Raw genomic sequence first — 26,370 nt, 5'->3', positions numbered from 1 at the left:
ACAACGGTACTCATGCGCGTGACTGCCCTTGTACCCAATAACCAACCGCCGTAATCCGGGACTTGTCGATGCCACATATATCGCGAAAATGTCGACGGCATTCCGCAACTGCTTTCGCTTCGCCTGCGATCCACACGTAGCCAGTATTCTCTGGAAAGGTCGCCGTTCGGGCGATGTCGACAAGCTCGGTTGCATTGCGGGTTTTGCCGAATGATTCATGCCAGAAAACCGCGACATTTCCCCCAGCCGGAAGTTCGACGCGGTCCTCAACGGTGGGAATTTCGACATGCGCAATAACAGTGCGATCGTGTGGCAACTCTTCCACGATCCGACTTATCGCCGGCAGGGCAGTGTAGTCACCGATTAGGAGAATTGCACCTTGACAAGGCGGATCAAAGCGCGAACGAGGCAGGTAGATTTCTATTGCATCGCCAACACAGGCCCGTTGAGCCCATTCAGTGGCGATACCGACGTCATGCTTGACAAAATCGACCGTGAGGCAGCGATTGTCCATGTCCCATCGCCGTACGGTGAAATAACGACCCGCAGTCGTCATGTCCGGCTTTGTGAATGACAACCAGATAAATTCGTCGGGTGCATCTGTGCTGCAAAAATGCGCTAGATCCTCTCCACCAAGCACTATACGCACCATTGACGGGGTAAGGCACACTCGCGACAAAACAGTCGCCCGCATTGACGCTGTACTCAACGGTCTATCCCCACGCTGTGTTTTGAAGTGCCCTCGAGACGACTTGCGAACTTCGGAAATCCATAGGGTATGGACAGAACACTTGGATTGCAGGCGACCCACACCGCCAGTGGATCGTCGAGCGGGACATATCCACCATTCACGACCGGAGAGAACCGCTTGAACAGCGAATTCCCCTCCAGTTCCAGCCGCGCGCCTGGCGGGAACCATAAGATCAAGAGATCTGTCTCTATGGTATCCAGCAACTCCAGACTGATGCTGGCGCCGATCTTCCGTCTTGTCGAAGACGCGAAAGACAAGACACTCGGCGCAATCCGTAAGCCGAGTTCCAATAGTGATGCGACCCGCCCGTCGGGCGGGAGGTAGACGTCGATGGCGTTGCTCGCCGGGAAGTAGTTGCCAAAGACGAACGTCCTGCCGCGGATATGCGGATTAGCCTTGGCAAGGTCCCGAAGTTGGACTTTGGTCGCTGAAATCAGGTCGCTTGCTTGTCCGGAGAGCCCAATTGCGGCGCCTGCCAGTTCCGTGATTTCCTTCCAGTCCGCCTGCAAGGGGCCGGATCGATAGGCGACCGTTGGAGCAATTTGCTGTAGGCGGTGCCAGGCCTGGGCATTGATGTTCGTCCGAATTGCCAGAATGAGGTCGGGCTTGAGCAGGGCGAGTGCCTCGTAGTCGATCAGGCCCTGGTTCAGAAGCGTAGGCTTGGCATCACCGATTTTATTTGCGACCCACGGCAGGACGCCATTTGGAAACTGGCCGTAGCTGGGCATTGCAATCGGCGTGACGCCGAGAGCCAGCAAGGCATCTTCGCCGCCCCAACCCAATGTGACAATGCGCCTAGGCGGTTCGGGGATGATGGTTGTCCCAAATGCATGCGAAACGGATACAGGAAAATGCCTGTCGAACGACGTAGCCGAAGCAGACCATCCGAACGAAACGGTCGCTCCCAGAGCCGCCATAAGGAAATTCCGCCGCTCAAGCACGGCGTCCTTCTTTTCTTTCACGATCAGGACCTCAGAACGTTGCTTTAAGGCTGAGCGTGATAGTCCGGGGATCGCCATACATGCTACCCCAACCCGGGGCTCCCACCGTCTGATAGTACCGCGTGTCGAAGAGGTTATCGACGCTCAGAGCCGCCTGGACGTTTTCGTTGAACTTGTAGCCGACCCGGGCACCAAGAACGGCAAAGGGTTCCTGGGTAACCCTGGTAGTTCCAACTGTTCGGCTTGTCTCCGACTGGAAGCGGACACCGGCTCCGACTGTCAAACCTTCTAACTGTTCCGTAAAACTGTAGTCACCCCAGATCTTGATCAGATGGTCAGGCGTAATTGTCCTGTTGAAAGCGTAGTCTTCTTCACCCGCGATGAGCGTCTTGTGTGTGTAGGTGTAGGATGCGGCCACCTGCAAGTTGGAGAACAACTCCCCGCTTAATTCGAGCTCAACACCTTCGCTTCGGACTTTTCCTCCCGCAATGGAGCATTCGCCGGTTGGGGAAGAAGCACATGGATAATTGTCATCATCGAAAACGGCACGGTTCTTTGTCGTACTGCGGAAAAGCGAAACCGACGTGTTCGCCCGCCCGTCAAGCACATTCCCCTTGATCCCGATTTCGTAATTGTTGCCAAGGATTGGGTCGAGCGTCTGTCCCGAAGCATCGACGTTCGTCTGCGGCTGGAAAATATCCGTGTAGCTCGCATATACCGACCAGTTGTTGTCGAGATCGTAGACAATGCCTGCATAAGGGGTGAAAACACCTTTCTCCTGATAGGAAGAAGACGGGACACCGGGCTCGTGACTAACCGACCGGTGTTTGTACCAGCTCACGCGGCCGCCCAGAATAACGGCCAGCGGATCCGTCAGGCTCAGCCGGGTCATGCCGTAGAGTGCCTGCTGCTCGATCGTGTTTCGTGTGTTGCCGCCATTAATGCGATTGGCGATGATGAAGTTGTCATCAACTTCGGGAATAGAAATGGGATCAAAGACGTTCTGGGCAATTCCCAGTCGTGCGACGGCGAATTCGTTATCGCTAACCAGTCTGTTGATGCTGCCCCCCAGAATGACGTCGTGGGTACGGCCGAACAGATCCAGTTTTCCATCGAGATAGCTGTCGAAAGCCACGTTCGATGTTTCCATGTCAAAAAGGCTACCCATCATAGAAGAGCCGGCAAGGGTTGTCGGGTTGATGGCGCCAACGGAGTACTCGTATTTCACGTCATGCTGCTCGCGCCAGTAATCGACGGAGGTCTTCCACTTCCAGTTCTCATTGATGTCATGGGTGACGTCCGCGAACAGCGATACCTGATCGGTGTCCCAGTAGTTCCAGCTCTGGCCAAGGCAGGTATCGCGAGAAAGTCCAAGATCGGACCCATCACTATAGTGCGGCAGTCCCGTGAAGCAGGGGGTCGACGTCCGGTGTTTGTAGCTGCCTCCGAACGCCACGGTCGTATTATCTGTTATGTCGGCCTCAAGGATCCCGTAAAGAAAAACGTTACGGCTTTTCGCGGTATCGGTGAAGTAGTCGCGGTCATTGAATGAACCTACAATGCGACCCCGCAATGATCCTGGCTCATTTAGGGGACCGGTCGCATCGACTTCGGTTCGATAGTTCTGGAACGAACCGATATCCTGGGAGACCGAAAGCTGGCGCTTGTCGAGCGGCCGTTTCCTGACCATGTTGACCGTCGCACCGGGATATCCGACGCCTTGGAGCAAACCGGCTGCGCCACGCAAAACCTCAACGCGATCGAACGCTGCCATGTCTTCGCTGAAACTGTTCGCCTGCGCGTAATAGGTGCTGCGGGCAACGCCATCATATTGCATCGTGTCAACGACCGAACCACGTGAATAGACATATCTCGACCCCATCGGGCTGTCGTAGAGCGAAATGCCCGGGGCCTCTTCGAGCGCATCATCGATCGTCGCAACATTCCGATCGTCCATCTGCTTACGTGTGACCACTGAAACGGCTTGGGGGATACGGCGTATTTCCTGCTCGCCCTTGCCGATTGTGGCGTTTGCAGCCGTGTAAGAGCCAGCTCCCTCTGTGGTCGCACCGTGACTTTGAACCGTAATGGTTTCGAGCACTGTCGAGTCATCCACCGCGGCGCCAGCGTTCGACATCGCTGAGGGACTGACTATGGTTACGGTATTGGCGGCGGTGAAGCGGTAGGACAGTCCCGTGCCTGCGAGAAGCCTGCCGAGTGCCTCATCCCGGCTGAGACTTCCCGAGACACCGGGCGATGTTTTGCCGCGCACCAGGCTGGCCGGATAAAGAACCTGAAGGTTGGAGCGGTCACCGAAGCGGGAAATCGCGGTTCCGAGCGCGCCTGACGGGACGGAATAACTGATAGTGGCGGATGCCTGCTGCGCCGCTGCGGGCCGAACAATGGTAACATCCATCAAGGAAATCACCGTTGACGCCAGAAGTGCCAAACCCAACCCGCCGATCCGTCTGTTTGCCTTGCCGGATGACCTGTCCCCAAACTGCTTCACCATAGCCCCTGTCAAACTCCTGTCCTTGCGTATTTCACGAGTGCAAACGCACCCGTCCGATGCAAAGACGGATTTCGAGGTACACCACCTCACCCCCAAAGTGGAAAATAATCGTCAAGTTTTGATAAAGGGTCGAAATGGGAGGAAAACTCAGCCCGCCCCTCTTATTCAAGCAGGATGCAGAACAACCAGCCAGGGAGACAGCTGGAAGGTTCGAACCGGCAAAGTCGTCCGGATCGCTTCAAGCACGCCATCAGGATTGCTGATGTCAAAAATGCCGCTCACGCGCATATTCAGCAGACGACTTTCAGTGACCTGGATGGTGCCCGAACGATAACGGTTCACGTCGGCAAGAACCTGTCGCAGCGGGCGATCCTCAAAAATCAGCTTACCGCGCCGCCATGCAGTTTCAGATTCCACATCGACGGGTTGAACCTTGCCAAGCCGTTCATCGTCATAGGTGACATATTCCCCGGCATTGACGACGGTATCGGAGTGATCCGGTCCTCTGACGGAAACAGCACTCTCTTCGACGGATACGGTCACGGTGCCGGACCATTCGTGAATGACGAAGCGCGTTCCCAAGGCAGTAGTACTGCCATTGGCAATCAGAACGGTGAAGGGGCGTCTGGCATCCTTGGCAACATCAAAAAAGGCACGGCCGCGAAGAAGGCGTACAGTACGGACCGCATCGGTATAGGCCAGGGAGATCGCGCTGTCCGCATCCAGTTCGACCGTCGTTCCGTCGACAAGGGTTACACTGCGCAGTTCACCCGTTCCGGTAAAATGATCGCTCGTCAGGAAATCCGGCGGACCTGCGACCAAGACAACGGCGCCTACGGCGACAGCGGAAGCACCTCCGGCTAGAAAGGCACGGCGAGATGCCAGCGGGCGACGGGGTGTTTGTCCAACCGCGCTCTTGCGTGGATCGGGAATCCGGTCAAGATAGGACCAGATGCCACCAAGCTTGGCATATTCAGCACGGTTCAGAGGATCGGAGGCCATCCATGCGACGTGATCGGCCCGCTCCGCTTCGGTTGCATCGCCTGAATTTAGGCGCACAAACCAAGCCAGCGCCTCATCGCGCGATTTTTGTCTTTTATCGTTGTTCGTTGTTGCCATAGTGGCCACCGGCTGTTTCCTTGCGCAAGCTGGGGCAACGTTTCCCGAACCAGATATCCGACATATAGACGAATCTGACCGGACAGCACCTCACCCATGCCGCGCATATTTCTTCGAAACTTCTAGTCAATGAGATCGCCAAGCCGGTCCCGCAAGTGCGCAAGCGCCTTCATAACCAACTTTTCGACGGCGCTTTTTGTTATCTTCAAGTCGCGGGCGATTTCGGCATGGCTCAATCCATCAAACTTGTGCATCAGGAAAACCTGTCGTTGTCGCGGGGGCAATTCTGAAATGGCCTGTTCAAGGCGGCCGAGACGCTGGCGGTAATCCACGACCCTTTCCGGCGACGGTCTATCATCGACGGAATCAGGAAGCTCTCCAGAAGATAAATATCGCTCAAGGGACCGCCGGCCGCGAATGTGATCCGTTGCCAGATTATCGGCCATGCGAAAAAGATAGGATCGCGGGTTCTTGATGTCAGTTTCGACGGGAATGCTCTGAAGTCGCAGGAACGTATCCTGCAACACATCGTCAGCATCCACATCGCGACCAAGGCGACGAGAGAGATGCCGCAACAGTTCTCCATAACTGGCTGCGAAGCTCTCAAGTATATTTTTCTTCTTGTCTCCGACCATTTTTAGAACCGTTCGACAATTCTCGACATGGATATTTGAGCATTGCCCTCTACGGTCGAGCTGTCTCCATCATGCAGTACGACAGTGAAGCCTGGTAAAGGCCTCACTTTCTCCTTTAGCAAAACTTTCCATAAAAAATCCAGTTATATGGCGAGGTGGAACTCTGTTTGAAAGTTCTTCGTCCCCTGGCACGTCCTGACTGAGCCTTGGTCCGGTAGCAACCCGCTCGCCCGGAGCTTTGAGGAATTTGTCATAACGCTCGCCACCGTTGGCGCGCGCGGCGGCCTGAGCTGTGTCCGGAAGAGAAGTGGTCGAGGCCAGCCAGAAGCGGACAAACAATGCGATGGCAGCTTCGGCAATCAGCGAATCCGAGTGCCCACGCCTTTCGGTAAAATCCGCGAGGCGGCGCGGGCAAGATATGTGCGTGAATGCGCTTGGGATGGTCCAAAGTTTGTAAACACCTTTTGCCGTTTTCGAGGGACCCAGGAATGGTCGAGTGCCTTGGAGAGAGCAAGGCAGCCCCTTGGACTTGGCCGGTCAGGCTGCTGTGTTCTGGCCGGGAGGAACGGCAAGCGCGACCGCGTCAGCGCCGGCGGGAAAGCGGAGCTGGCCGCTGGCATCATGCACGGCTGCCCAGATTGCATCGGCAACGTCCGTTTCCCTTGTTGTCAGCGCAGGGTTAGCAAATGCCTCGAAAACCGGTCTTGCGAAATCGGCATAGGCCGCAGGGATCATGCCCTCGAACCGAACTGTTTTGCCCGAAGCTTTTCGTCGGTGCGTAGCCAAGCTCAACGACCTTTGCGCGTAGTTCAAAGTACGCCAATTGATAAGCTGACCTGCCACTGAACTTTCATCCAGTGGCGATTAGAGCCCCGGCGGTTTTGAATACGCCAAGTGGCGCGGTGTGAGCAACCGGCGGAAACGCGAAGCTTTCATTTTGCGCAGCGTTGGAGCCGGTTGCGGCGATGGACCCGGCATAGTCGGCCGGGGTCTGATATCCGAGCGATGAGTGCGGCCGGAAATTGTTGTAATCTTCGGCCCATTCAGCGATGGCGCTTCGGGCATGATCAAGGCCGAAGAACAGGCTTTCGTTGAGCAATTCGTCACGCATTCGCCCGTTGATGGGGAAGACGGCCCCGCTCCGAACCGGTTGGTCGTATAGTGACGAGCCAACTCAAACAGGAGCCTTTGATATGATTGCCAGCACAATAGGCCTCGATCTGGCCAAGCATAACTTTCACGTCCATGCGGTGGATGCCGGGGGCTCAGTGGTTAAAACCGCCGCGCTCCGCCGAAGCGAGATGATCAAGTTCTTTCAGGATGCCAAGCCATGCCTTGTTGGTATGGAAGCTTGCGCCACAGCGCATCATTGGGCTCGCGAGTTGATGAAGCTCGGCCACGAAGTTAGATTAATCCCTCCTTCGTACGTTAAGCCGTATGTGCGGCGTGGCGCGAAGAATGACGCCGCCGACGCCGCAGCCATCTGTGAGGCTGTCCGTCGGCCTCACATGCGCTTCGTTCCGATCAAATCCGAATCCAACCAGGCCTTCCTGATGCTACACCGAGCTCGAGGCCTGCTGGTAAGACAACGGACCATGACAGTATGCGCAATCCGCGCTCACCTTGCTGAATTTGGAATCACCTTTGGTCAAGGTCGACAACGCATCGAGACCATAATGCCTTCGATAGAGGACGTCGCATCCTCGTTGCCAGAACAAGCTCGGTTCGCATTGAAAAGCCTGATCCGCATGGTTGGGGAGTTGAACACGCAGATAGAGGGAATTGAGACAAAGCTGGCAGAGATCGGTCGTTCACATCCAGTCTCAAACCTTCTGTCGTCGATCCCAGGTGTTGGTCCAATTACATCTACAGCCATCGCGGCGACCGTTCCGGACGCGAGGATGTTCCGCTCTGGCCGAGAGTTTGCCGCCTGGCTGGGCCTGACACCACGTCAAAACTCCAGCGGGGGCACAACTCGATTGGGCGGAATCACTAAGCAGGGGGATGCGTACCTACGTCATCTGCTTGTGATCGGTGCCAGGAACATCGTCCGATATCCAAAGGCTCGAGCGAAGGTCGATGGAGCTTGGATCGACGCTTTACTGCAACGACGGCGTCCTATAATCGTGGCCGTCGCCGTGGCCAACAAGCTTGCTCGGATCATCTGGGCGATGATGACAAGTGGAGAGATGTTCAGAGAGGCACACGCTAAGACAACGTAAGGCAGCAACCCAAAATCCAGATGGCGTAAGGTGCAGAAGCAAAAGATGGTCATTCAGCGGAGCTGAGGATCGAGCAAGCCCGGAGAGCTTTAAGCGCCCATTCAAGCGCGACCCGTTGATGAGGCCTCGATCCGCGTACTCCATCAGGGCCAGCGACCATAGTATCGGTCGCATCTAAAGGCCGTATACATGAACGCACCCGAATGATGACCTAAACTTGCAGAAAGCCTCTTGCGCCCGCGGGGCCGTCTATACATGAAGCTCTCGACATAGCCGTTTTGCATGGGCTTTCCCGGCGCGATGTAATGCCACTCGACCTTGTGATCCTTCGACCAGGCAAGGATGGCATTCGAGGTGAGTTCGGTGCCGTTATCGGAGACAATCATTCCGGGCTTGCCGCGTCGTTCGATCAGCATCGTCAGCTCCCGTGCGACACGGCGGCCGGAGATTGAGGTGTCTGGAATTGCTGCCAGGCATTCACGCGTCACATCATCGACGATGTTGAGCACCCGAAACCTCCGTCCGCAGGCGAACTGGTCGTGGACGAAATCCAGCGACCAGCGGGCGTTTGCCTTCGCTTCGACCAGGATCGGAGCACGCGTGCCGACAGCACGGCGTCGGGCCTTCCGCTTGCGTACTGAAAGCCCTTCCTCGCGATACAGCCGATAGATGCGATTGACGCCGGACGGCTCTCCCTCCCGCCGAAGCAGGACGAACAGTCGACGGCAGCCGAAACGCCGTCGCTCATTAGCCAACTCGCGCAGCCTTGCTCGCAACTCGGTCTCCACCGGTCGGTTCGACCGGTAACGGATCGTCTTGCGATCGGCAGATATGATCTGGCAGGCCCGCCGTTCCGAAAGCCCCATGACGGTCTTCAGGTGCGTGACGGCTTCACGCTTGGCGGCGGGCCCTACCATTTTTTTTGGAGAAGCTCGCGGAGTGCGGCCGCATCAAGCATCTGTTCGGCGAGCAGCTTCTTCAGCCTGGCGTTCTCGTCCTCAAGCGCCTTCAGCCGCTTCGCCTCAGAGACCTCCATGCCGCCGTATTTGGCTTTCCAGTTGTAAAACGTTGCTTCTGAAATTCCATGCCTGCGGCAAAGGTCGGCCACCTTCGCGCCAGCCTCCTGCTCCTTCAACACCGCAATAATCTGCTCTTCCGTAAATCGCTGCTTCTTCATGCGTCCGTCCTTTAATGGGCCGGACTCTAATCCATTCTGGAGGAAATTCGCAGTGGCTGGTCAAAGCCAGCAAGCCGGTGAAGCCTTCGATGACTTGCTTGCTTGCCGTGTAGGCGGCCGCCAACGGCATCGCTGCCAGCGTCACCCTGGATGTGACGTTGACGATGGTGCCCGAACGACGCTCGCGCATTTGGGGAATGACAGCCTGCACCATGGCCATGACGCCCAATGTGTTCGTCTCGAAAAGGCAGTCAGATCTCATACCCATGCCGCAGGTGATGGCGACGGCTTCAGGGATTGCCGAACTCGTTCTTCCTGTCTTGCTGGTGTTTGGCCTTTTCACACGTTATTCCGCGCTTGGCCTGCTGGTCATGACGGCAGTGATCCAGCTGACCGTTCCAGACGGCTGGGCCAATTTTTATCTTCCCTGGGCCGCCATGGCACTGACCCTTGTCGTGTACGGATGTGGCAGGATTGCAATTGACTAGTTCGTCAAACTGCGTCGAGATTCACTCATTTGAGGGTAATGACTGTTACTGAGCGGCATCGCCAATCGCCACCAGCGAAGGTTGCGCAACATCTCTCACTCGCTGTCTATCACTTTGAACGGTAAGAAGTTCGCTCGGAGTGGGGGCTGGCCATGATAGAAACGAGGGTAGTCTGGGCAACACTACATATCGATATTGAATCGGTCCAAGCCAGTCTATTATGGAACTTAGAGCATTCTCGATAACAGCATGCGGTCGACGCTGTGATTGGTTCGATGTCGCACGCTGTTGATGGGGGTACGAACCAACCGCACGTCATTTGTTGTCGGACTTTCTGGAGCATTCCCATTGGCTTAGAAACACAGTGGAATGGACTCAATCGAAAATTATTGGTGAATTCCGTTTAGGTATTCAGCGCATTGTTGAGGTCGTCCAATCCGACCATCAGCATCATGGGATCGGACGGAGAAGACAGGAAGCCGACGGCTTCGTAGAAGGCTCGTGCGTCATCAGAAATCGCATGGACCAGCACGCCGCGGATCCCGAGCACTTCCGCGGCATTCAGCAGGCGCAGACCCGCGTCGCGCACTAATGCCCTACCGATACCACGCCCTTGACAGGATTGATCAATGGCGAGGCGGCCAAGCACTGCAACTGGGATTGGATCAGGCATATTGCGCCGAAAGCGGCTAGGCACTTCCGGCGGTTTCACGGAGCCAGAGGCCAGGGCGTAGTACGCGATGACGCGGCTCTCGTCCCACACGACAAAGGTCCGCGACGCGCCGCCTGCTTGATTGGCCCGGGCGCGGCGCCGAAGCCAGTCGTCCAGTTCAGGTACTCCAGAATTGAATTCGGCCAGTTCGTGATGATCGACCAAGGGGACTGGTGCGCTGAGAGTCACGCCTCATCCCAGGGCGCTTTGGTCGACATGGTGCGCTTTAGACGCTCATTGAGCTGAGCAGGCGCATCGAGACGGGCAAGATATTCGGCATAAATTTCGGGGCTTACCGTGACGATTGTACGGTCGAGCAGCACCTCCTCCGCACGGCGCTCGGAAGCTTCCAACATGAAATCTGTGCGCGTTTTGCCGAGCAACTCTGCGGCGCGATCGATCAAGTTGCGAGTAGCAGGTTTAATGCGCATATTCAGCGGCACACTTGCGTCCGGGCTCTTACCCGTGTGTGAGGTCGGCATGGGAAACTCCTATCCAAGCCCATTTATATAGCGTAACGACATTATCTTTACAAGAATCGTAAAGATAATGTCGTTACATTCGCCTGCGGACGAGCGCACGACAGACGCCGGCTTGAAGCATAACCTCATGGGATGTTGTCACGTTAAGTTACCTAGGCCGAGAAAGGCAGCGGCTCGAATTTTCAAGCGATGCAGGCAGCAATTTTCGATCTATCGAACGCTTCGAGGCGGTAGCGAATTGTTTTTGCGGCGCGGCGGCGGGCGGAAACAGAAAAGCGATGTGGGTAGCGCAGTGCATAGAAACGAACCGTTGCAATGCTCCGGGCGATCGGCGACCCTGCAGGGTTCGTTCTCGTTTCGAAACGGCATATGGCTGTTCTCGGCCCGATTATTGAAGCTCTTGTGCGACCAATTGTTAAGGCCGGCAGCCACGTCCGCATTTGCCGCACTCGTAGGAGCGCAGCTTGTCAGTGATGATCCGCTAGGGAGCAAAACCACAGCGCTTCATCAAAGACACGAGTAGGCGCTTGGCCTCCCTTTTGTCACGTCGCTTCTGTAATAATTCTTCGAGAACGACGCCATCCTGATCGACTGCGCGCCCAATCCAAAACGTGGGCAACGGCGAGCCGGTTAGCGTGACAACACCTCTTGACGGGCTAAGGCCACTAGGCGCTGCAAGAGGCATACGCCGCAGCTCGGAAGACGTTGATCGCCAGGGGATATCCTTGAGATAGGAACGCATAACCTTACTGATTGCGCAGGATTCAAGACAGGCGGAGCGCCCGGAATAGCCGTTATGTGCGTGAGGGACCTACGCCCCTGTCAACTTTCAATAGAAAGCCTAATACACCCAGACAGTCGTTGACCGGGCGAGATCGTTTCGACGCCGCGGCCATTTCGCTCTGGTTCCGGTAAGCCAAGCGCTCCGGCGACCATGGAAACGGGTTCAAGACAAAGATAGCGGTCCATACGGTGGGCAGCGAGATTGCTAAAAACAGGATCGGCCTCGAGCAACAGTGAAAAACTGTCAAAACCGATGCGCGCATATGACCAGTCGGTGAAGTGCAAGGTGTATCCCGTCGTAGCAGGAATGGTAGGTTTCGAGCGGGGCACCGCTTGCTGGCCGGTTGGCACGTTCTGCACATCGAGGGGATATTGCAGTTTGGCATCGGTGCTGGCGTCGCAGCCCAATTCTGCCGAAAAATAGGGATGCCAGCCAAGCGAAACCGGCACAGGCCGGTTCTCCAGATTGGTTATCGACAATTCCACCGTCAAACGGTTGCTTTCAAGCATAAAAGATTGTTCAGCGCGGAAGGAAAATGGCCACTCAGCATCCGCCTTATAGTCAAGCACCAGCGTGCACTGATCGGCCGCCAGGCTGGAAATATCCCACGATCGTCGGTGAGCAGGTCCATGCATGGCATCAGGCGAAAGGGCGGGATGTGGAAGAAGGTCGTGGCGGATATCCGCGTGAACGAATGAGCTGCCATATAACCTGTTGTGGTAAGGAATGAGCGGATAGGCACCTGCCCTCGGCCAGTTCAACGGGTCAAAAGACTCCCCCGCTGTCGGCACCAGGATATCGCCGTGATCCTCGTGGTGCAGATGCGTCATCCTTCCACCCCAGGAAGGGTGGAGGCGGGCCGAAAGCTGCCTGAAGGCAATCGTAACCGTTTCAGGCAAAAGCATAGGAGCCGTCAGGCCGTTTTGGCACGCGTCGCTGCCAGTGAACATAGCCATCTTCCTGCATGGCCTTTTCATCCATCTCGACTCCCCAACCCGGTCGGTCCGGCCTCAGTTCCAGGTAGCCATCCTTTGGCAGATAAGGGTCGACAACATAGCGCGTTTCATCCTCGCGTTTTTCGAGGTCGGTGCCGCCATAAACATAGCACTGCCCTTTCGGCAACCTGTATTCAAGAATACGGAAATTCTGCTGGGCGGCGGAGAAATGCACGTTGACGGCGGTGGCGAGCGGCCCCATCGGGTTGTGCGGCGCGATGCTGACGAAATGCGCCTCTGCAAGCGTGGCGATGCGGCGCATTTCCGAAATACCACCGACAACGCAGATGTCGGGTTGAATGATATCGGCGCCCCGGACTTGCAGAAGACGCAGGAAGTCATTGCGGTTGTAAAGACTTTCACCGGTTGCCAGCGTGCAGTTCAGCCCCTGCTTCAGGTCTCCCCACATCTCGATATTTTCCGGACGCAACGGCTCTTCAAAAAATAAGGGATCGTAAGGGGCAAGCGCATTGCCCAGTTGACGAGCGGCAGCAGGCTCGAAAATCTTGGCATGCGCATCGAAGGCAATATCGTAGTCGGGCCGCACCGTTTCGCGAAGCGAGCGGAAGTATTCGGCCGAACTGCGCACCACCTCACCCCAGCGATGGGCGTGAATATCGACGCGCCATGGGCTTAGCTTGAAGGCTGTGAACCCCCAGTCTTCGTTGAGACGATCGAATTCTTCCCTTGCCGCCTGCGCATCCGGTGCCGTGTAGACGCCGGCGTAAACCTTGATACGATCACGCACTTCGCCGCCCAAAAGCTTGTAGACAGGCACCCCCGCCGCCTTGGCGGCAAGGTCCCAGAGGCAATGGTCAAGCGCTGAGATTGCCGAAAGACCGAGTGCTCCGGGCGGAAAGCGGTTTTGTTGGAGGAGGAGATTGTAGAGATACTCGACCCGAGTCGGATCCTGCCCGGCAAGAAAGCCGTAGAGGTAATCCAGAACCGGGGGCAATGCGAGATCGGGGCCGTGATTGTAGCATTCGCCCCAGCCGGTCAAACCGTCATCGGTATCGAGAGCGACGATAACGCGGGGGCGGTCCTTGTCGCGGGTAACGAATACCCGCATGCGATCGATTTTCATGCTTTGGTCTTCCTCTTGAATTGCGAGAAGCAACAGCCGCGCTGTTATCTGGCAGCAGCTCCGTTCTTGATCTCGGGCGGCTCGACGTAGCGGAACCTTCTCGTGCGGTCGCGGTCGCGCGGATCCGGGCGCGGAATGGCCGACAGAAGTGCCTGCGTATAAGGGTGATCCGGCGCGTTGCAGACTTTTTCGGCGTCTCCCACCTCAACAAGCTTGCCGCGATACATCACTCCGACGCGGTCGCACATGTATCTGATGACGCCGATGTCATGGCTGATGAAGATGTAAGCCAGGCCAAGTTCGTCCTGCAGCCGCATGAGCAGGTCCAGCACCTGGAAACGCACCGAAACATCGAGCGCCGACGTCGCCTCATCCGCAACGATGATGCGCGGCCGGAGCGTGATGGCGCGGGCGATACCGATGCGCTGGCGCTGGCCGCCGGAAAAGGCGTGTGGATAACGCTCACGTCCGGCAGGGTCCAGACCCACCTGCTCCATCAGGGCGCAGACGCGCTCATCCAGTTCCTTGCCTTTCGCAATGCCGTTGACCAGCAGCGGCTCGCCGATGACCTGTGCCACCGTCATGCGCGGATTGAGCGAACCGAACGGATCCTGAAAAACCATGCGCAACTCACGCCGCGCCGCTTTCAGCTCCGCACCTTCGATTTTGGCAAGATCGACCACCGTGCCATCCGCCCGGCGATAGCGCATCTCGCCCCCGGTCGGATCGTAGAGGCGCATGATCGAGCGGCCCATTGTGGTCTTGCCGGAGCCGCTTTCGCCGACGATGCCGAGCGTTTCGCCCGGAAGCAGCTTGATCGACACGCCATCCAGCGCCTTCATCTCACCGAAGTGCATCGAGAGGTCGTTCACTTCCAGGATAGGCGCCGCGGCAAGATCGAGCGGCGGGCGGGCAAGCCGGATTTCCGCCTTCTGCTCCAGCTTCAGAACCGAGCCGATCAGCATGCGCGTATAGGGGTCTTGCGGATTGTGGAATATTTCATCGACAGTGCCATATTCCTTGGCAACGCCGTGATGCATTACCAGCACGTCATCGGCAATCTGCGCCACCACGCCCATGTCGTGGGTGATGAACAGCACCGCCATGCCATGCGCCTTTTGCAGCCGCGATATCAGGTCGAGGATTTCGGCCTGCGTCGTGACGTCCAGCGCGGTTGTCGGTTCGTCGGCGATCAACAGTTGCGGTTTGCAGGCCAGCGCCATGGCGATCATGGCGCGCTGGCGCATGCCGCCGGAATATTGGAAGGCATAACGATCCAGCGCCTTTTCGGGGTTGGGAATTTCCACCTGTCGCAGCAGCTCGATGGCTTCCGCCCGTGCCTGCGCCTTGCTCATCTTCAAATGCAACCGCAGAACTTCGGTGATCTGATCACCGACGGTGTGCACTGGCGACAGCGACGACATCGGCTCTTGAAAAATCATCGCGATGTCTGCGCCGCGCACCGAGCGGATGGCCCGGCTGCGCGGATCGAGCTTTGCGAGATCCAGCGACGTGCCGTCGGCACGGTTGAGGATGATCGACCCGGAAGCGATGTAACCGGGGCTGTCGATGATCTGCAGGATCGAGCGGGCGGTGACGGATTTGCCGGAACCGCTTTCGCCCACAACGCAGAGCGTCTTGCCGGGATCGATGGAAAAAGACAGATCGTTTACCGCGCGGAAAATGCCGTTTCGCACGGGAAATTCGGTGACCAGATTGCGGACGTCAAGCAGCGGTCGGTCTGGCTTCATCGAGAGAATATCGCTCATCCGGGGCCTCACTTGTTATAGGGGTCGGCTGCGTCACGCAGACCGTCACCGAGCAGATTGAGCGCCATGACGGCAACGACAACAGCCACGCCGGGCAGGAACAGCCACGGCGCGGTTGCGATCGAGCGAATATTCTGCGCCTCGCGAAGCAGCACGCCCCAGGAAATGGTCGGCGGCTGGAGGCCAAGACCGAGGAAGGACAGCGAGGTTTCCGCAAGGATCATCGCCGGAACCGCAAGAGTGACCGAGGCGATGATGTGGCTCGAAAAACTCGGCAGCATATGGCGGAAAATGATGCGCCCTTCCGGAACGCCATCCAGCCGGGCTGCTGCCACGAATTCTTCCGTCCTCAGTGACAGGAACCTGCCGCGCACGACGCGGGCAAGCTGCGCCCAGCCGGTCAAGGACAGGATGATGGTGATCATCATATATTGCAGCGTTGCCGGCCAACCCTGCGGCAGGGCGGCGGCAAGCGCCAGCCAGATGGGAATGGTCGGCAGCGACAAAACGAAGTCGATGACGCGCTGCATGACAAAATCGATGCGGCCGCCGTAATAACCGGAGATACCGCCCAGAACGACACCGAGAAGCAGCGAGAAAAACACGCCGACGAGACCGATGGACAGCGAAATTTGCGAGCCCTGTATTACCCGACTGAAAACATCACGGCCAAGGCGATCCGCGCCGAAAAGGAAGAGCGGTCGGGTCTTGTCGGTCGAGGCCAGCAGATGGATATCCGTGGTGAACAGGCCGAGCACCGAATATTCGTAGCCGCGACCGAATAGCTGGATCGGGATTTTCTTGGCCGTATCTTCGACGAACACCGCCGCCAGCGTTTCAGGATCACGCGTCAGCTTCAGCGGATAATAATGCAGACCAAGGGAGAGGCCGTCCGTCGTATCGATGAAATGCACACGTTGCGGCGGATGGAAGGTGGCGCGCGCATTCTGCAGAACCGGATCGTTGATGGCGAAGAAACCTGGCAAAAGCGCGACGATATACATGGCGATGGTGACGAACAGGGCGGCCATGGCCAGCCTGTGGCGCTTGAACGCCCACCAGATCAGTTGCCATTGCGAGGCGACGGCAGCGCGGTCCGGCCGGGTATTGGTGGTGATGGCGATATCGCTCATGGCGCCCTCCTATTCGAGACGGATGCGCGGATCGACCAGCGCAAGAAGGATGTCGCTGATGAGTGATCCGATCAACGTCAATCCGCAGATCAAAAGCACAAAGGCGCCGGCGAGATACATGTCCTGCGCCATCAGCGACTGCAAAAGCAGCGGCGCTGCCGTCGGCAGATTGAGCACGATAGCAACCACAACCGAGCCTGAAATGAGATTGGGCAACAGCCATGCAATCGTGGAAATGAATGGGTTGAGCGCAATTCTCAAAGGATATTTCGTCAGCAGCCGGAACTCGGACAATCCCTTTGCGCGCGCGGTGGTCACGTAGGGTTTGGGTAATTCGTCCAGCATGTTTGCGCGCATGACGCGGATGAGGCTTGCCGTGGAGGACACCGCGAGGATCGCAACTGGTAGCCAGATGTGGGCCATCAGATCCATCATCTTGGCGATGCTCCACGAAGCAGTCTCGTACTCCGCCGAAAACAGCCCTCCGACATCGGCCCCAAATTCCACCGCCGCGACATACATCAGCACCAGCGCCAGAAGGAATGACGGTATGGAAAGGCCGAAAAAGGAGAAGGCGGTAAAAAGATAATCGCCGATTGAATATTTGCGCACGGCGGAGAAGACGCCGATCGGAAGTGCGATGGCCCAGGTTGCGAGAAGGCTTGCTATGGCCAGAACCAGCGTCAGCGCCATGCGCTCCCAGATGAGGCCGGAAACAGGCTGCTGCCATTCGAACGAGATGCCAAAATCGCCGCGACTGATGATGCCCCATATCCATTTGAGATATTGCACGATCATCGGGTCATCGAGCCCGAAGCGCTCTCGCAGTTGCGCCGCCGTATTGTGGTCTATGACTTCGTTGGACGCAGCAAGCGTGGCGATGTAAGTCGTCACGTAGTCACCGGGTGGCAGCTGGATCAGTACAAAGGCAAGAAAACTGACGGCGAACAGGGACGGTATCATCCACAGCAGGCGTTTTACGATAAATAGCAGCATGACGTTCTCGCAATCACGTTTTACCACACGCGCCGCCTTCCACTACGAGACGGCTTGCGGGTGGTCGAAGCAACCTGAGAGGCGCCGCCGCGTTGATGAAGCGACGCCCATGTGGCGGTGTCAGCTTGTGAAGGTGAACTGTTGCGGCAACGCCGGGCCGGGGTTGGGCCATGACCAGCTGTCGGGTTCTTTCTCCGGCACGTTGCGAAGGTTGTTGCGGATAATACCAAAACCACCAACGGCAAGGCAAAGACCGATCGTCTCGAACTCTTCCGCCGCGATATCGAAGATTTCCTTCATCTTCTCGCCGCGCTTGACAAGGTCGGCCGTCGAACGCGCTTCATCGAACAGTTTGAAGCGCTTCTTCTGGCTTTCCGGCGGCTCTTCCCCCTTCTGCCCGTTGGATGTGTACCAAAGCGCCCACGGAATGGCGTAGCGCGACCCCTGCGGGTGGAACGCGAAGAAGTCACGCGGGTCGAGCATCGGATCGAGACCGCCCGGACCCGGCCAGACCGCCGCATCATGGGCGTTATCATCGCCGCGTGTGTAGTACAGCGCGCGTTCGATGGTGTTGACCTTGATATCGACGCCGATTTGCGCCCACTGCGCCTTCACCAGTTCGAGCGCATCGACCAGATCGGGATAGAGTGTCGGGATCACATCGATCGAGAAGAAAATCGGCTGGCCATCAGGCCGGAGCCGCATGCCGTTGCCGTTCTTGTTGTCGTAACCCGCCTTGTCGAGAAGATCGTTCGCCTTGGCGACATCGTATTCGGTGTTCTGACGCGCCAGCTTTTCGTGATACCAGGGATGTGTCGGGCGCGGCCCGGCCTGATAGCCCTCGCTCTGGCCGAAATAGACGATGTCGATGATTTCCTGGCGGTTGAGCGCGATGGACAGCGCCTGACGGAACGACTTGTCGCCGAACATCTTGCGCATCTCAGGGTCTTTGTGGGTGATGTTGAGGTAGATCTGGCACTGCTGCGCAGCCGATGGCACCAGCGTCAACAGACGGTAATCGCCCTTTTTCATGTTCTGCGACAGCGTCGGCTTGTTGGCGAGAACGCTGATATGGCGTTCCTGAATGTCGATCTTGCCGGAGATGACGTTCAGCATCAGCGATTCGACATCCTGCGAAATGCCGAAATTGACTTCGTTGATATAGGGAAGCTGGTTGCCTTCCGTATCGACCTGCCAGAAGTAAGGATTGCGTGTCATGACCACACGGGTCGCGCCGCCGGAATAGGGTTCCTTGACCACCCACGGGTCGAGCGTCGGCTTGTCGACATTCGACCAGCGCGACGGAATTTCGATGTCGCCGCACTTGGCGCGGAACAGTTCCGTCCAGCTGGACACGCCAGCCGCCTTGACGTCGGCATCGAGCGCCGTGTTGTATTTCGGCAGGAACTTGCTGCAATAATGCTTGGCAAACAGCGTCGGATGCTGGCCGAGCGGCGTGGCGAGGTTTTCCAGATAGAGCGCGTTTGGCGCTGCGAATTTGAACCTGACCGTGAAATCATCGACTTTCTCGACATCGACCGCCTTACCGGCGACGGAGAGCTGCGCCGGGGTAGCGCTGTAAAGCTCCTTGTTCTTGATGCAGTCCTCGATGGCGAACACCACGTCATCTGCGGTAAAGGGATGTCCATCAGACCATTTAGCGCCCTGCAACAGATGGAAGGTGAACTGCGAGGCGTCGTCATTGACCTCCCATTTCTCGGCAAGGTTGGGCAGAACTTCGGTGAAATCCATGTTCCAGCGCACTAGCCCCTGGTTGCCGACCATGCGCAGGATGCCGTTATGGTCCGACGAACCGCGCAGGCCGCGGCGCAATGTGCCGCCATAGGTGCCGATCTTTTCATGCGGCGTCACCACCATCGGATTTTTTGGCAGACGTTCCGCCAATGGCGGCAGTTTGCCGTCTTTTACCAGGGCAGCCAGTTCCGGCGCTTCCTTGCCGGCAGCAGCCAGGGCCGAGCTCCCGATGACGGACACGGCGGCGACGCCGCCAAGCCCAGCCATAAAGGTTCGGCGCGTCACGCCCAGTGAAAATTTATCGCCATCGCGCATCGACTATCCTCCCAAAAAATCACCGGCAGCGAGACAGCTTTCACCGAACCGCAACAGCCTCCCGGCCAGCCAGCACACCGATCCTCCATCGGCAGGGCAGACCATATGGGCGTTTTCAGATGATTACAAGTATTGACAGATTTTTACATATTTTTTATTCGTAGACCTGTCTTCAGGATCAGGTTTGAGGAAAGAACCGGCACGACAGTAACCACGTTCATGAAAACCCCGGTATTTCTGTTGCGATTGAAATGCAGGAAACCCATTAACTTCAGCGATTTGCAACGGAAGGGCTGCTGATGGACAATCAAACCGCATCCGCCGCCGCTCGAGGCGAGACTCGCTTGAGCGACATCATCTACGAAAAGATCATCGGAATGATTTCTGATGGGCGGTTTCCCGTGAACGAGCGGTTGCCGTCGGAGCAAAATCTGGCTTCGCTGTTCGGGGCCTCCCGGCCTGTGGTGCGCGAAGCGCTGGAGCGGCTGCGCAACGACGGGCTTATCGTTTCGCAGAAAGGTTCCGGCTCCTATGTGCGCCAGCAGCCGGATTCATCCGTGTTGCAGCAGGTTCCCGTCGGCTCGCTTGCCGATGTGCAGCGTTTCTTCGAGTTCCGGTCCGGCCTTGAGTCTGCAGCCGCCGAACTTGCAGCACGCAGTTGGCAGGCTGCCGACAAAGCCCGCATCGAACAGGCCATTACCGCGCTGGAACAGTGTCTTGCGCGCAACGATCTTGGTGCGGAGGAGGACTTTGCCCTGCACGAAGCCATTGCTAAAGCGAGCCATAACCAGTTCCACATCACCGTGCGGATATGGTTCAAGCCGCATTTCGCGATCGGCCAGTCGGTGACACGCAGCCTCAGCCTCAAGCGTACGCCGCAACATGTGCGCGAGGTACAGAACGAACATACGGCAATCGTGGAAGCGATTTTTGCGCGCCAGGAACAGGCCGCGCATGACGCAATGAAAGATCACATCCTAAAGGCCCGTGCCCGCATGTTTCAGGGCGTCGGCAGCTAGAACCGTTTTTCCACATTTCAAAAGGCGAGCCATACAGGGCAAGGGAAAATAATCAGTGATCCAGCCACGCATCATAGAGCCGAAACTCCGCTCTCTCATCGACACGCCGTTGAAGGTCGGCGAATCACCGGCATGGGATGAGCGTACCGGGAATCTGTGGTTCGTCGACATTCTCGCCCCCGCCATTTTCTGCCTGCATCCGGGCGGCAAACTCGACAGATACGAAATGCCCGCCCAGGTGGGATGCCTCGGTCTTTGCGACAATGGCCTTGTTGTGGCGGGCCTCAAGACGGGCGTGCACCTTCTAGACCCCGCAAACGGCGCGCTCGAACTGCTGTGCGATCCGGACGAAGGACGAGCAGACAGCCGTCTCAACGACGGCAAGGTCGGCCCCGATGGCCATTTCTGGGTGGGAACCCGCGACGAGGCTGCCGTGCCGACAGGAAATGCCCGCCTCTATCGTATCGCGCCGGATGGCGGCGTCGAGCTTGTCATCAATGGCGATATGTTCACATCGAACGGGCTTGCCTGGAGTCTGGACGGAACGCGCATGTATCATTCCGATAGCAGCGGTCTGATGTATCAGGCGTTCGATTTCGATGTCGCGACGGGCACGCTCGGTCCAGCCGAACGCCTGCACGATTTCGCACCCGACGAAGGCAGGCCTGATGGCGCGGCGACCGATTGCGAAGGCTGTTACTGGAGCGCCGGCGTTCAGGCCGGGCGTCTCAACCGCTTTTCGCCGGAGGGCGAACTGTTCGAGATATACAAGTTGCCGTTCAAAGGGCCGACCATGCCATGTTTCGGCGGCCCGGACCTCAAAACGATCTATCTCACGAGTCTTGTGACCGAAACGAACGGAACAACCACCCCAGGTACGCTTGTTGCGTTTGATGTGCCTGTCGCGGGCGTAGCCGTTCACAAATTTTCTATCTGAAGATGCCCTTTGATTTTTAAGGAAACCAGTTGATGACGACATTCGATTTCCGCCAGGCTCTGCACGGTATTTCCGGCGTCCCCGTAACGGCTTACGAGACAGACGGGGAAGTCGATATAGCTGTCACCATCGAAGCCTATGCCCGTGTAGCAAAGGCGGGCATCCACAATATCGTTGCTGCGGGCAATACCGGCGAGTTTTACGCGTTGACGCCCGCTGAAATTTTCAAGGTCTACGAAGCTGCGATTGAAGGGGTGAACGGGCAAGCCCCGGTTACTGCAGCGATTGGACGCTCACAGCGGGAGGCCCTGTCCATGGCGCGTCGGGCCAAGGAGATGGGCGCGTCTGCGGTCATGTCCCACCAGCCGGTTGACCCGTTCGCAGCGCCGCAATCACAGATCGACTATTTTATCGGCCTGGCTGAAGGCAGCGAATTGCCTCTCGTAGCCTATGTCCGCGCCGACGGGTTCTCGGTCAATGACATGGTCAGACTATCGAGCCATCCGAATGTCGCAGGCATAAAGTTCGCGACGACCGATATTATGCTTCTGTCGCGCGCGATCGCCGCTTCCGATCCTGACGGCTCACTTTACGTGTGTGGACTGGCAGAAAGCTGGGCTCCCGCCTTCTGCGCCGTCGGAGCCCGCGGTTTCACATCCGGTCTCGTCAATGTCGCACCGCAATTTTCCCTACAAGTTCATGATGCACTGACGGCCGGCGATTTCTCGGCCGCACGTAAGATCGTTGAAAAGATCGAGTTGTTCGAACGGCTGCGGACACGATACCGGAACGGCGCCAATGTGACTGTGGTGAAGGAAGCGATGCAGATACAGGGGCTTGCGGTTGGCCCAGTTCGAGCACCAGGACTCGCCCGTCTGGACGACGAGGATCGTGCAACACTTGAAGTTCTGCTTGCCAGTTGGCAATGACAGAAGCCTCATTCCCGACTGTGGAAATACGCTACGATGCCGATGATGGCACCCAACCCATCTGTTGAATTATGCGCCTAACCGGCTCGGTTTCGATGAACAAACAATGCCTTGCGTCACGCCCAGATAACCATTGTGGTTATCTGGACCAGGGGTTGATCACTTTCACCCCGGCAGCCTCGAAAGGGCTTGTATCGCGAGTTGAGATCGTGAGGCCATTTGCTGCCGCTGTGGCTGCAATGTAGCCATCGGCCGTGCCGATCGCTTTCCCAGACGCTCGAGCGCGTGCCATCAGTTCAGAGTAGAACTGGGAAGTAGTCAGATCGAAGGACAGGATGCGGCCGGAAAAGTGTGGCAGCACCTCGCCCTCGAGACGGTCGCGGAGGATATTTTGCCGTCTGCCTGAAGGCATAGCAGCAATTCCGAAGCGAAGTTCCGCAATCGTTATTGCGGAGATGAACAGCGTTTCGACAGCTTGGGCGTCCAACCAGGCAATCACCGCCTCGTCCGGAATCGGTTTCCAAGGTTCGGATATGACGTTGGTGTCAAGCAAGATCATTCGAAGGTCATCGGCTTAGAAGGTGTCTTGTCGCGACTTTTCTGAAGAGCTTCAACGTCGCTGTTGGAAAGCTCGGCGTCGCGACCAATGGCCGCTAGCAAGGAACCGAGCTGAATACGTTCCGGAGGACGAACAGCCGCTTCAATAATGGCACGAATCTCGGCCTCCGTGCTCCGGCCATGATGAGCCGCTCGCACCCTCAGAGCGCGATGTGTTTCTTCAGAAAGGTTACGAATGGTGACTGCCCGCATTGATATCATCCTTGGAAAAATGATCTCTTTGATATCAAAATACCAAGAATGATTCAAAAATTCAAGAGTATTGAGTTTCAGCAGGATTTGACCCGTTTTTCCATTTCGCGGCCGACAATCCGTCGAGGATACCGCAACCACGAGCTATCGTCTTCTCGGGAAGATCTATGCACACCTTGCGAGAATGATTGTCGAGCGGGCGGGGTTTTCAGCGAGACATGAGCCTGACCCGAATTTTTCATACTGGCCATTTCCAAATGACCAATTCCCAAGAAACAGTGCTTCCCCGGTGAGGCTGGCTATCGCGCATGCTGTCCGTGTGATCGAGATTGGACATGTCTGATGTTGCCCTAGGGGTCCTCCGCGTCCATATAGTTCCAATGACGCATGATTCGAAAATATTCGTAGGTCTTCGATCCGCTCGCAAACGCTCGCCTTCGGCCAGCGAAGCCACAGGCCCAAAATGCCAATGGGACGGGTGTGAAAAGAGCGGTACTCACCGTGCGCCGGTGGGATCGGGTGCAGAAGGTCTTTACCTCTTATTCTGCCTTGAGCATGTGACTGACTACAACAAGGGTTATAGTTTTACGACGCCACCCTCCAATGCCGACGTCGCCCGTTACCAGAAAGAAGCGACGACGGGTGCGCGCCCGACCTGGGGTAAGAGGGTGAGCGCGGCGACTGAAACTCCGTTACCGTCTTCAGTTCGTTCAGGCTCGGCAAAAACGCTAAATGCTCGCAAAGCCGATCGGCAGGGGCAATCGCGGATCGGCGCCCAACAGAGAAAGCTCAAGGTACTGGAAGCCAAAGCTTTCGAAACACTCGGCCTTTCTTCCCAGGCGACATCCCAAGAAATCAAGAGCCGCTATAAGGAGAGGCTCAAAATGCACCATCCCGACGCCAATGACGGAGACCGCAATTCTGAGGATGCACTTCGAAGCTCGATCGAAGCGTATCGAATCCTTAAATTGAACGGTTTTTGCTAAAGCCTGTTTAAAGGGGGGTTACGATCCCTGCCTTGAAGGGATCAGAACCACTGACCCGTTCCAACGCATAGATGAGATGATCACTCGGACCTCAATTTAAGCCAACATTTCTCAAATGCATTCAAGGAGCATCTCTGTCATTCGCCCAGCAGCTACGCGCAGACACGTGCTCCGTTGCGCGACATCGCTCTGGGTAATGGGTCCTCGGCATGGTTTGTGTTTGTCGCTATTCGACCGCAAAAGCGAAGACACCGAGGTAGCCTATTGGACAAACTCTGCCTTGAGGAGAATGGCGGTCATCGCCACTTGAATGGCCGAAAGACACGGGGATACCGATGTCAATATTTTCACCACGCAACCGTGCGACACTCTGATTACCAATATTCAGTCCCTCAGAACGGTGAGGCTCCATCAGTTTTGGTGGAGCGCGCGTCGATGCTTCCCCGCAAGGCCGCCGAGCCTGTCGGTGGTTGGGACTTCGGCTTTTGTCTCGGCACGCCGGGTGCTTGAGGGCCAACTCTCGGTCCCCGATCACGAGCATTAAACCAAACCATCACGTCCATGGTATCAGTTAAGTCTATTATAGCTCTTGAGGAGACTTGGATCCTCAACACCTTAGCGCTAACTTCTGCTCGACCTCATCCGCTCGCGCTCGCGCCTAGGCTGCAGCGCGCGGGCTGGTGGCGGCAGCGAGCAAGGTCGCTGATCATTTATCCAGAAAGATGGCTTTCTTTCATCCTTAGCGTCACAACGACGCCGCCCTCTACCCAGTTATAGTCGATTGATCCACCCAATTGTCCAGAGACTGTCCTGTGCAACATCTTACTGCCATAACCGTCTGACGATCTGGGCGACTGGGCAGGGTCGCCTCCGTGTTCGCTCCAGACGATCTCAACCTCGTCTTCGATTACAGAACCGGATATGTCGAGCAATCCCGCATTATTCGACAAGGCACCATATTTGAGCGAATTCGTTGCCAACTCGTGTATCACGAGTGCCAGGCTGGTTGCGGCCTTCTCTCCTAATCCCATCCGCGGCACAGCAACGCGGATGCGACCTGCAAAAGCTCCGACGTCGTCGTAAGGGGCAAGCAGCACAGCAAAGAGGTCACCGAGCAATGCCGATCTCCCCTGGCCATCGGGGAGCGGGCGCACCAGTTCGTGGGCCCTGCCAAGGGCCGTCAGTCGCTCAGTCAACTGCTTTGCCATTTCCTCTTTTGTCTCGGTCGTCCGCGAGGTGATATTTGTTAATCCAGAGGCAAGAGCCAGAATATTCTTGACGCGATGGCTCATCTCGCCGGCAAGGAGTTCATGCCCTTCCTCCGCCTGCTTGCGGCCCGTGACGTCAAGAAAGATGCCTGTCATTTTTTCGGTTGCAGCGTCTCCCTCGTTGCCCTGGCCTCGAGCGGAAATCCAACGAACGTCGGAGGCGTTCGTGAGAATGCGGAAATCAATTTCAAACGGGCCGTCGATGGCGCGGGTTGCGACGAACGCCGCCCTGACGCGGTCTCGGTCAGCGGGATGCACCTTGGCGGAAAGATGCTCGAAAGTGAGGTCTACCTCGCCGCAAATGTCCCAGAGTTCATAAGCCTTGGCATCCATCACAAACGTGTCGTCATCAACGATCCAGGCCCAGAGCGCGACCCCGGCCGACTGGATAGCACGCCTGAGCTCGGCTGTACTCCATTCAGGTTGTGATGTGCCTTTGCTCAATTTCAAATTTCTCCCACCCCATACAAAAGCTGGTATCGATCTAGAACTAGCTGGCCAGCGAAGCGTTATCAATGTTCTACGTAGGATGTGCTTTATTGGGATGGAAG

22 protein-coding genes and 5 pseudogenes are annotated in these 26,370 nt (G+C 56.9%); 6 read left to right on the top strand and 21 right to left on the bottom strand.

Annotation, left to right across the window (positions count from 1 at the left end; genetic code table 11):
* Positions 1–10: 10 nt before the first annotated feature.
* From ACQZ63_RS22010 to ACQZ63_RS21980, 7 genes and pseudogenes are all read right to left on the bottom strand, one after another.
* Entirely contained in the window at positions 11–556 is a 546-nt protein-coding gene (locus ACQZ63_RS22010) for a siderophore-interacting protein (protein ID WP_158006604.1), read from the bottom strand.
* A gap of 149 nt (positions 557–705) precedes the next feature.
* Positions 706–1,770, bottom strand: coding sequence for an iron-siderophore ABC transporter substrate-binding protein (locus ACQZ63_RS22005; protein WP_173998741.1), 1,065 nt, complete (start codon positions 1,768–1,770; stop codon positions 706–708).
* On the bottom strand, positions 1,724–4,141 hold the full coding sequence (locus ACQZ63_RS22000; protein WP_173998743.1) for a TonB-dependent siderophore receptor: 2,418 nt from the start codon (positions 4,139–4,141) through the stop codon (positions 1,724–1,726). Before ACQZ63_RS22000 ends, ACQZ63_RS22005 begins: the two co-directional genes overlap by 47 nt.
* A gap of 228 nt (positions 4,142–4,369) precedes the next feature.
* Positions 4,370–5,323 (bottom strand): FecR family protein, encoded by a 954-nt coding sequence (locus tag ACQZ63_RS21995; protein ID WP_173998745.1) that lies wholly within the window; start codon positions 5,321–5,323, stop codon positions 4,370–4,372.
* Positions 5,324–5,445: 122 nt separating this feature from the next.
* The gene (locus tag ACQZ63_RS21990) at positions 5,446–5,958 is read right to left on the bottom strand and encodes an RNA polymerase sigma factor (RefSeq protein ID WP_076844338.1); all 513 of its coding nucleotides are present in this window, start codon (positions 5,956–5,958) and stop codon (positions 5,446–5,448) included.
* A gap of 537 nt (positions 5,959–6,495) precedes the next feature.
* Entirely contained in the window at positions 6,496–6,693 is a 198-nt protein-coding gene (locus ACQZ63_RS21985; protein ID WP_173998747.1) for a hypothetical protein, read from the bottom strand.
* Between the two features lie 115 nt (positions 6,694–6,808).
* Positions 6,809–7,090: pseudogene (locus ACQZ63_RS21980) on the bottom strand (integrase core domain-containing protein); the annotation flags it as partial.
* A gap of 61 nt (positions 7,091–7,151) precedes the next feature.
* Between ACQZ63_RS21980 and ACQZ63_RS21975 the strand changes: the two are divergent.
* Positions 7,152–8,180: an IS110 family RNA-guided transposase gene (locus ACQZ63_RS21975; RefSeq protein WP_173998776.1), complete on the top strand. Its 1,029-nt coding sequence runs from the start codon at positions 7,152–7,154 to the stop codon at positions 8,178–8,180.
* Positions 8,181–8,437: 257 nt separating this feature from the next.
* Here the strand turns inward: ACQZ63_RS21975 and ACQZ63_RS21970 are convergent.
* Together ACQZ63_RS21970 and ACQZ63_RS21965 are read right to left on the bottom strand one after the other, a co-directional pair.
* A pseudogene (locus ACQZ63_RS21970) lies at positions 8,438–9,357 on the bottom strand (IS3 family transposase); the annotation flags it as partial.
* A gap of 64 nt (positions 9,358–9,421) precedes the next feature.
* Positions 9,422–9,604: pseudogene (locus ACQZ63_RS21965) on the bottom strand (SDR family NAD(P)-dependent oxidoreductase); the annotation flags it as partial.
* Positions 9,605–9,620: 16 nt separating this feature from the next.
* On the opposite strand from ACQZ63_RS21965, the pseudogene ACQZ63_RS21960 reads away from it, so the two are divergent.
* Positions 9,621–9,845, top strand: a pseudogene (locus ACQZ63_RS21960) (DoxX family protein); the annotation flags it as partial.
* Positions 9,846–10,248: 403 nt separating this feature from the next.
* Here the strand turns inward: ACQZ63_RS21960 and ACQZ63_RS21955 are convergent.
* The 9 genes and pseudogenes from ACQZ63_RS21955 to ACQZ63_RS21915 form a co-directional block, all read right to left on the bottom strand.
* Positions 10,249–10,746, bottom strand: a complete 498-nt coding sequence (locus tag ACQZ63_RS21955; RefSeq protein ID WP_113292297.1) for a GNAT family N-acetyltransferase — start codon at positions 10,744–10,746, stop codon at positions 10,249–10,251.
* Positions 10,743–11,039, bottom strand: coding sequence for a type II toxin-antitoxin system TacA family antitoxin (locus ACQZ63_RS21950; RefSeq protein WP_113292296.1), 297 nt, complete (start codon positions 11,037–11,039; stop codon positions 10,743–10,745). Before ACQZ63_RS21950 ends, ACQZ63_RS21955 begins: the two co-directional genes overlap by 4 nt.
* A gap of 182 nt (positions 11,040–11,221) precedes the next feature.
* A pseudogene (locus ACQZ63_RS21945) lies at positions 11,222–11,649 on the bottom strand (DDE-type integrase/transposase/recombinase); the annotation flags it as partial.
* Between the two features lie 212 nt (positions 11,650–11,861).
* The gene (locus ACQZ63_RS21940; protein ID WP_113292295.1) at positions 11,862–12,728 is read right to left on the bottom strand and encodes an aldose 1-epimerase; all 867 of its coding nucleotides are present in this window, start codon (positions 12,726–12,728) and stop codon (positions 11,862–11,864) included.
* Complete coding sequence (locus ACQZ63_RS21935) at positions 12,715–13,902, bottom strand: galactarate dehydratase (protein WP_113292294.1); 1,188 nt, start codon at positions 13,900–13,902, stop codon at positions 12,715–12,717. The genes ACQZ63_RS21940 and ACQZ63_RS21935 overlap by 14 nt, the downstream gene beginning before the upstream one ends.
* 44 nt (positions 13,903–13,946) lie before the next feature.
* The gene (locus ACQZ63_RS21930; RefSeq protein ID WP_019565751.1) at positions 13,947–15,671 is read right to left on the bottom strand and encodes an ABC transporter ATP-binding protein; all 1,725 of its coding nucleotides are present in this window, start codon (positions 15,669–15,671) and stop codon (positions 13,947–13,949) included.
* 8 nt (positions 15,672–15,679) lie between these two features.
* Positions 15,680–16,804 (bottom strand): ABC transporter permease, encoded by a 1,125-nt coding sequence (locus tag ACQZ63_RS21925; RefSeq protein WP_025591532.1) that lies wholly within the window; start codon positions 16,802–16,804, stop codon positions 15,680–15,682.
* Positions 16,805–16,813: 9 nt separating this feature from the next.
* Complete coding sequence (locus ACQZ63_RS21920) at positions 16,814–17,800, bottom strand: ABC transporter permease (RefSeq protein ID WP_003517191.1); 987 nt, start codon at positions 17,798–17,800, stop codon at positions 16,814–16,816.
* A gap of 120 nt (positions 17,801–17,920) precedes the next feature.
* The gene (locus ACQZ63_RS21915; protein ID WP_113292293.1) at positions 17,921–19,870 is read right to left on the bottom strand and encodes an ABC transporter substrate-binding protein; all 1,950 of its coding nucleotides are present in this window, start codon (positions 19,868–19,870) and stop codon (positions 17,921–17,923) included.
* A 299-nt stretch (positions 19,871–20,169) separates the two neighbouring features.
* Here ACQZ63_RS21915 and ACQZ63_RS21910 point away from each other — a divergent pair, with 299 nt between their 5' ends.
* Genes ACQZ63_RS21910 through ACQZ63_RS21900 form a run of 3 tightly spaced genes read left to right on the top strand, consistent with a single transcriptional unit; the run spans position 20,170 to position 22,755 of the window.
* Positions 20,170–20,889, top strand: a complete 720-nt coding sequence (locus ACQZ63_RS21910) for a FadR/GntR family transcriptional regulator (RefSeq protein ID WP_003517195.1) — start codon at positions 20,170–20,172, stop codon at positions 20,887–20,889.
* Positions 20,890–20,944: 55 nt separating this feature from the next.
* Positions 20,945–21,826, top strand: a complete 882-nt coding sequence (locus ACQZ63_RS21905; protein WP_113292292.1) for an SMP-30/gluconolactonase/LRE family protein — start codon at positions 20,945–20,947, stop codon at positions 21,824–21,826.
* Positions 21,827–21,858: 32 nt separating this feature from the next.
* A complete protein-coding gene (locus ACQZ63_RS21900; protein WP_065687592.1) occupies positions 21,859–22,755 on the top strand; it encodes a dihydrodipicolinate synthase family protein in 897 nt (298 codons plus the stop codon).
* 139 nt (positions 22,756–22,894) lie between these two features.
* Here ACQZ63_RS21900 and ACQZ63_RS21895 read toward each other — a convergent pair whose 3' ends face one another.
* On the bottom strand, positions 22,895–23,314 hold the full coding sequence (locus tag ACQZ63_RS21895) for a type II toxin-antitoxin system VapC family toxin (RefSeq protein ID WP_173998583.1): 420 nt from the start codon (positions 23,312–23,314) through the stop codon (positions 22,895–22,897).
* A complete protein-coding gene (locus tag ACQZ63_RS21890; protein ID WP_065703160.1) occupies positions 23,311–23,565 on the bottom strand; it encodes a FitA-like ribbon-helix-helix domain-containing protein in 255 nt (84 codons plus the stop codon). The genes ACQZ63_RS21895 and ACQZ63_RS21890 overlap by 4 nt, the downstream gene beginning before the upstream one ends.
* A gap of 380 nt (positions 23,566–23,945) precedes the next feature.
* Between ACQZ63_RS21890 and ACQZ63_RS21885 the strand changes: the two genes are divergently transcribed.
* Positions 23,946–24,551, top strand: a complete 606-nt coding sequence (locus ACQZ63_RS21885; RefSeq protein WP_065703247.1) for a J domain-containing protein — start codon at positions 23,946–23,948, stop codon at positions 24,549–24,551.
* Between the two features lie 710 nt (positions 24,552–25,261).
* Here ACQZ63_RS21885 and ACQZ63_RS21880 read toward each other — a convergent pair.
* Positions 25,262–26,269 carry a sensor histidine kinase gene (locus ACQZ63_RS21880; protein ID WP_019565741.1) on the bottom strand — a complete coding sequence of 336 codons (1,008 nt, stop codon included), beginning with the start codon at positions 26,267–26,269 and terminating at the stop codon, positions 25,262–25,264.
* Positions 26,270–26,370 lie beyond the last annotated feature (101 nt).

Source organism: Agrobacterium sp. CG160-95, assembly GCF_053521725.1.
The sequence above is the reverse complement of the archived record's forward strand: the minus strand, read 5'-3'. Positions and strand labels throughout refer to the sequence as shown.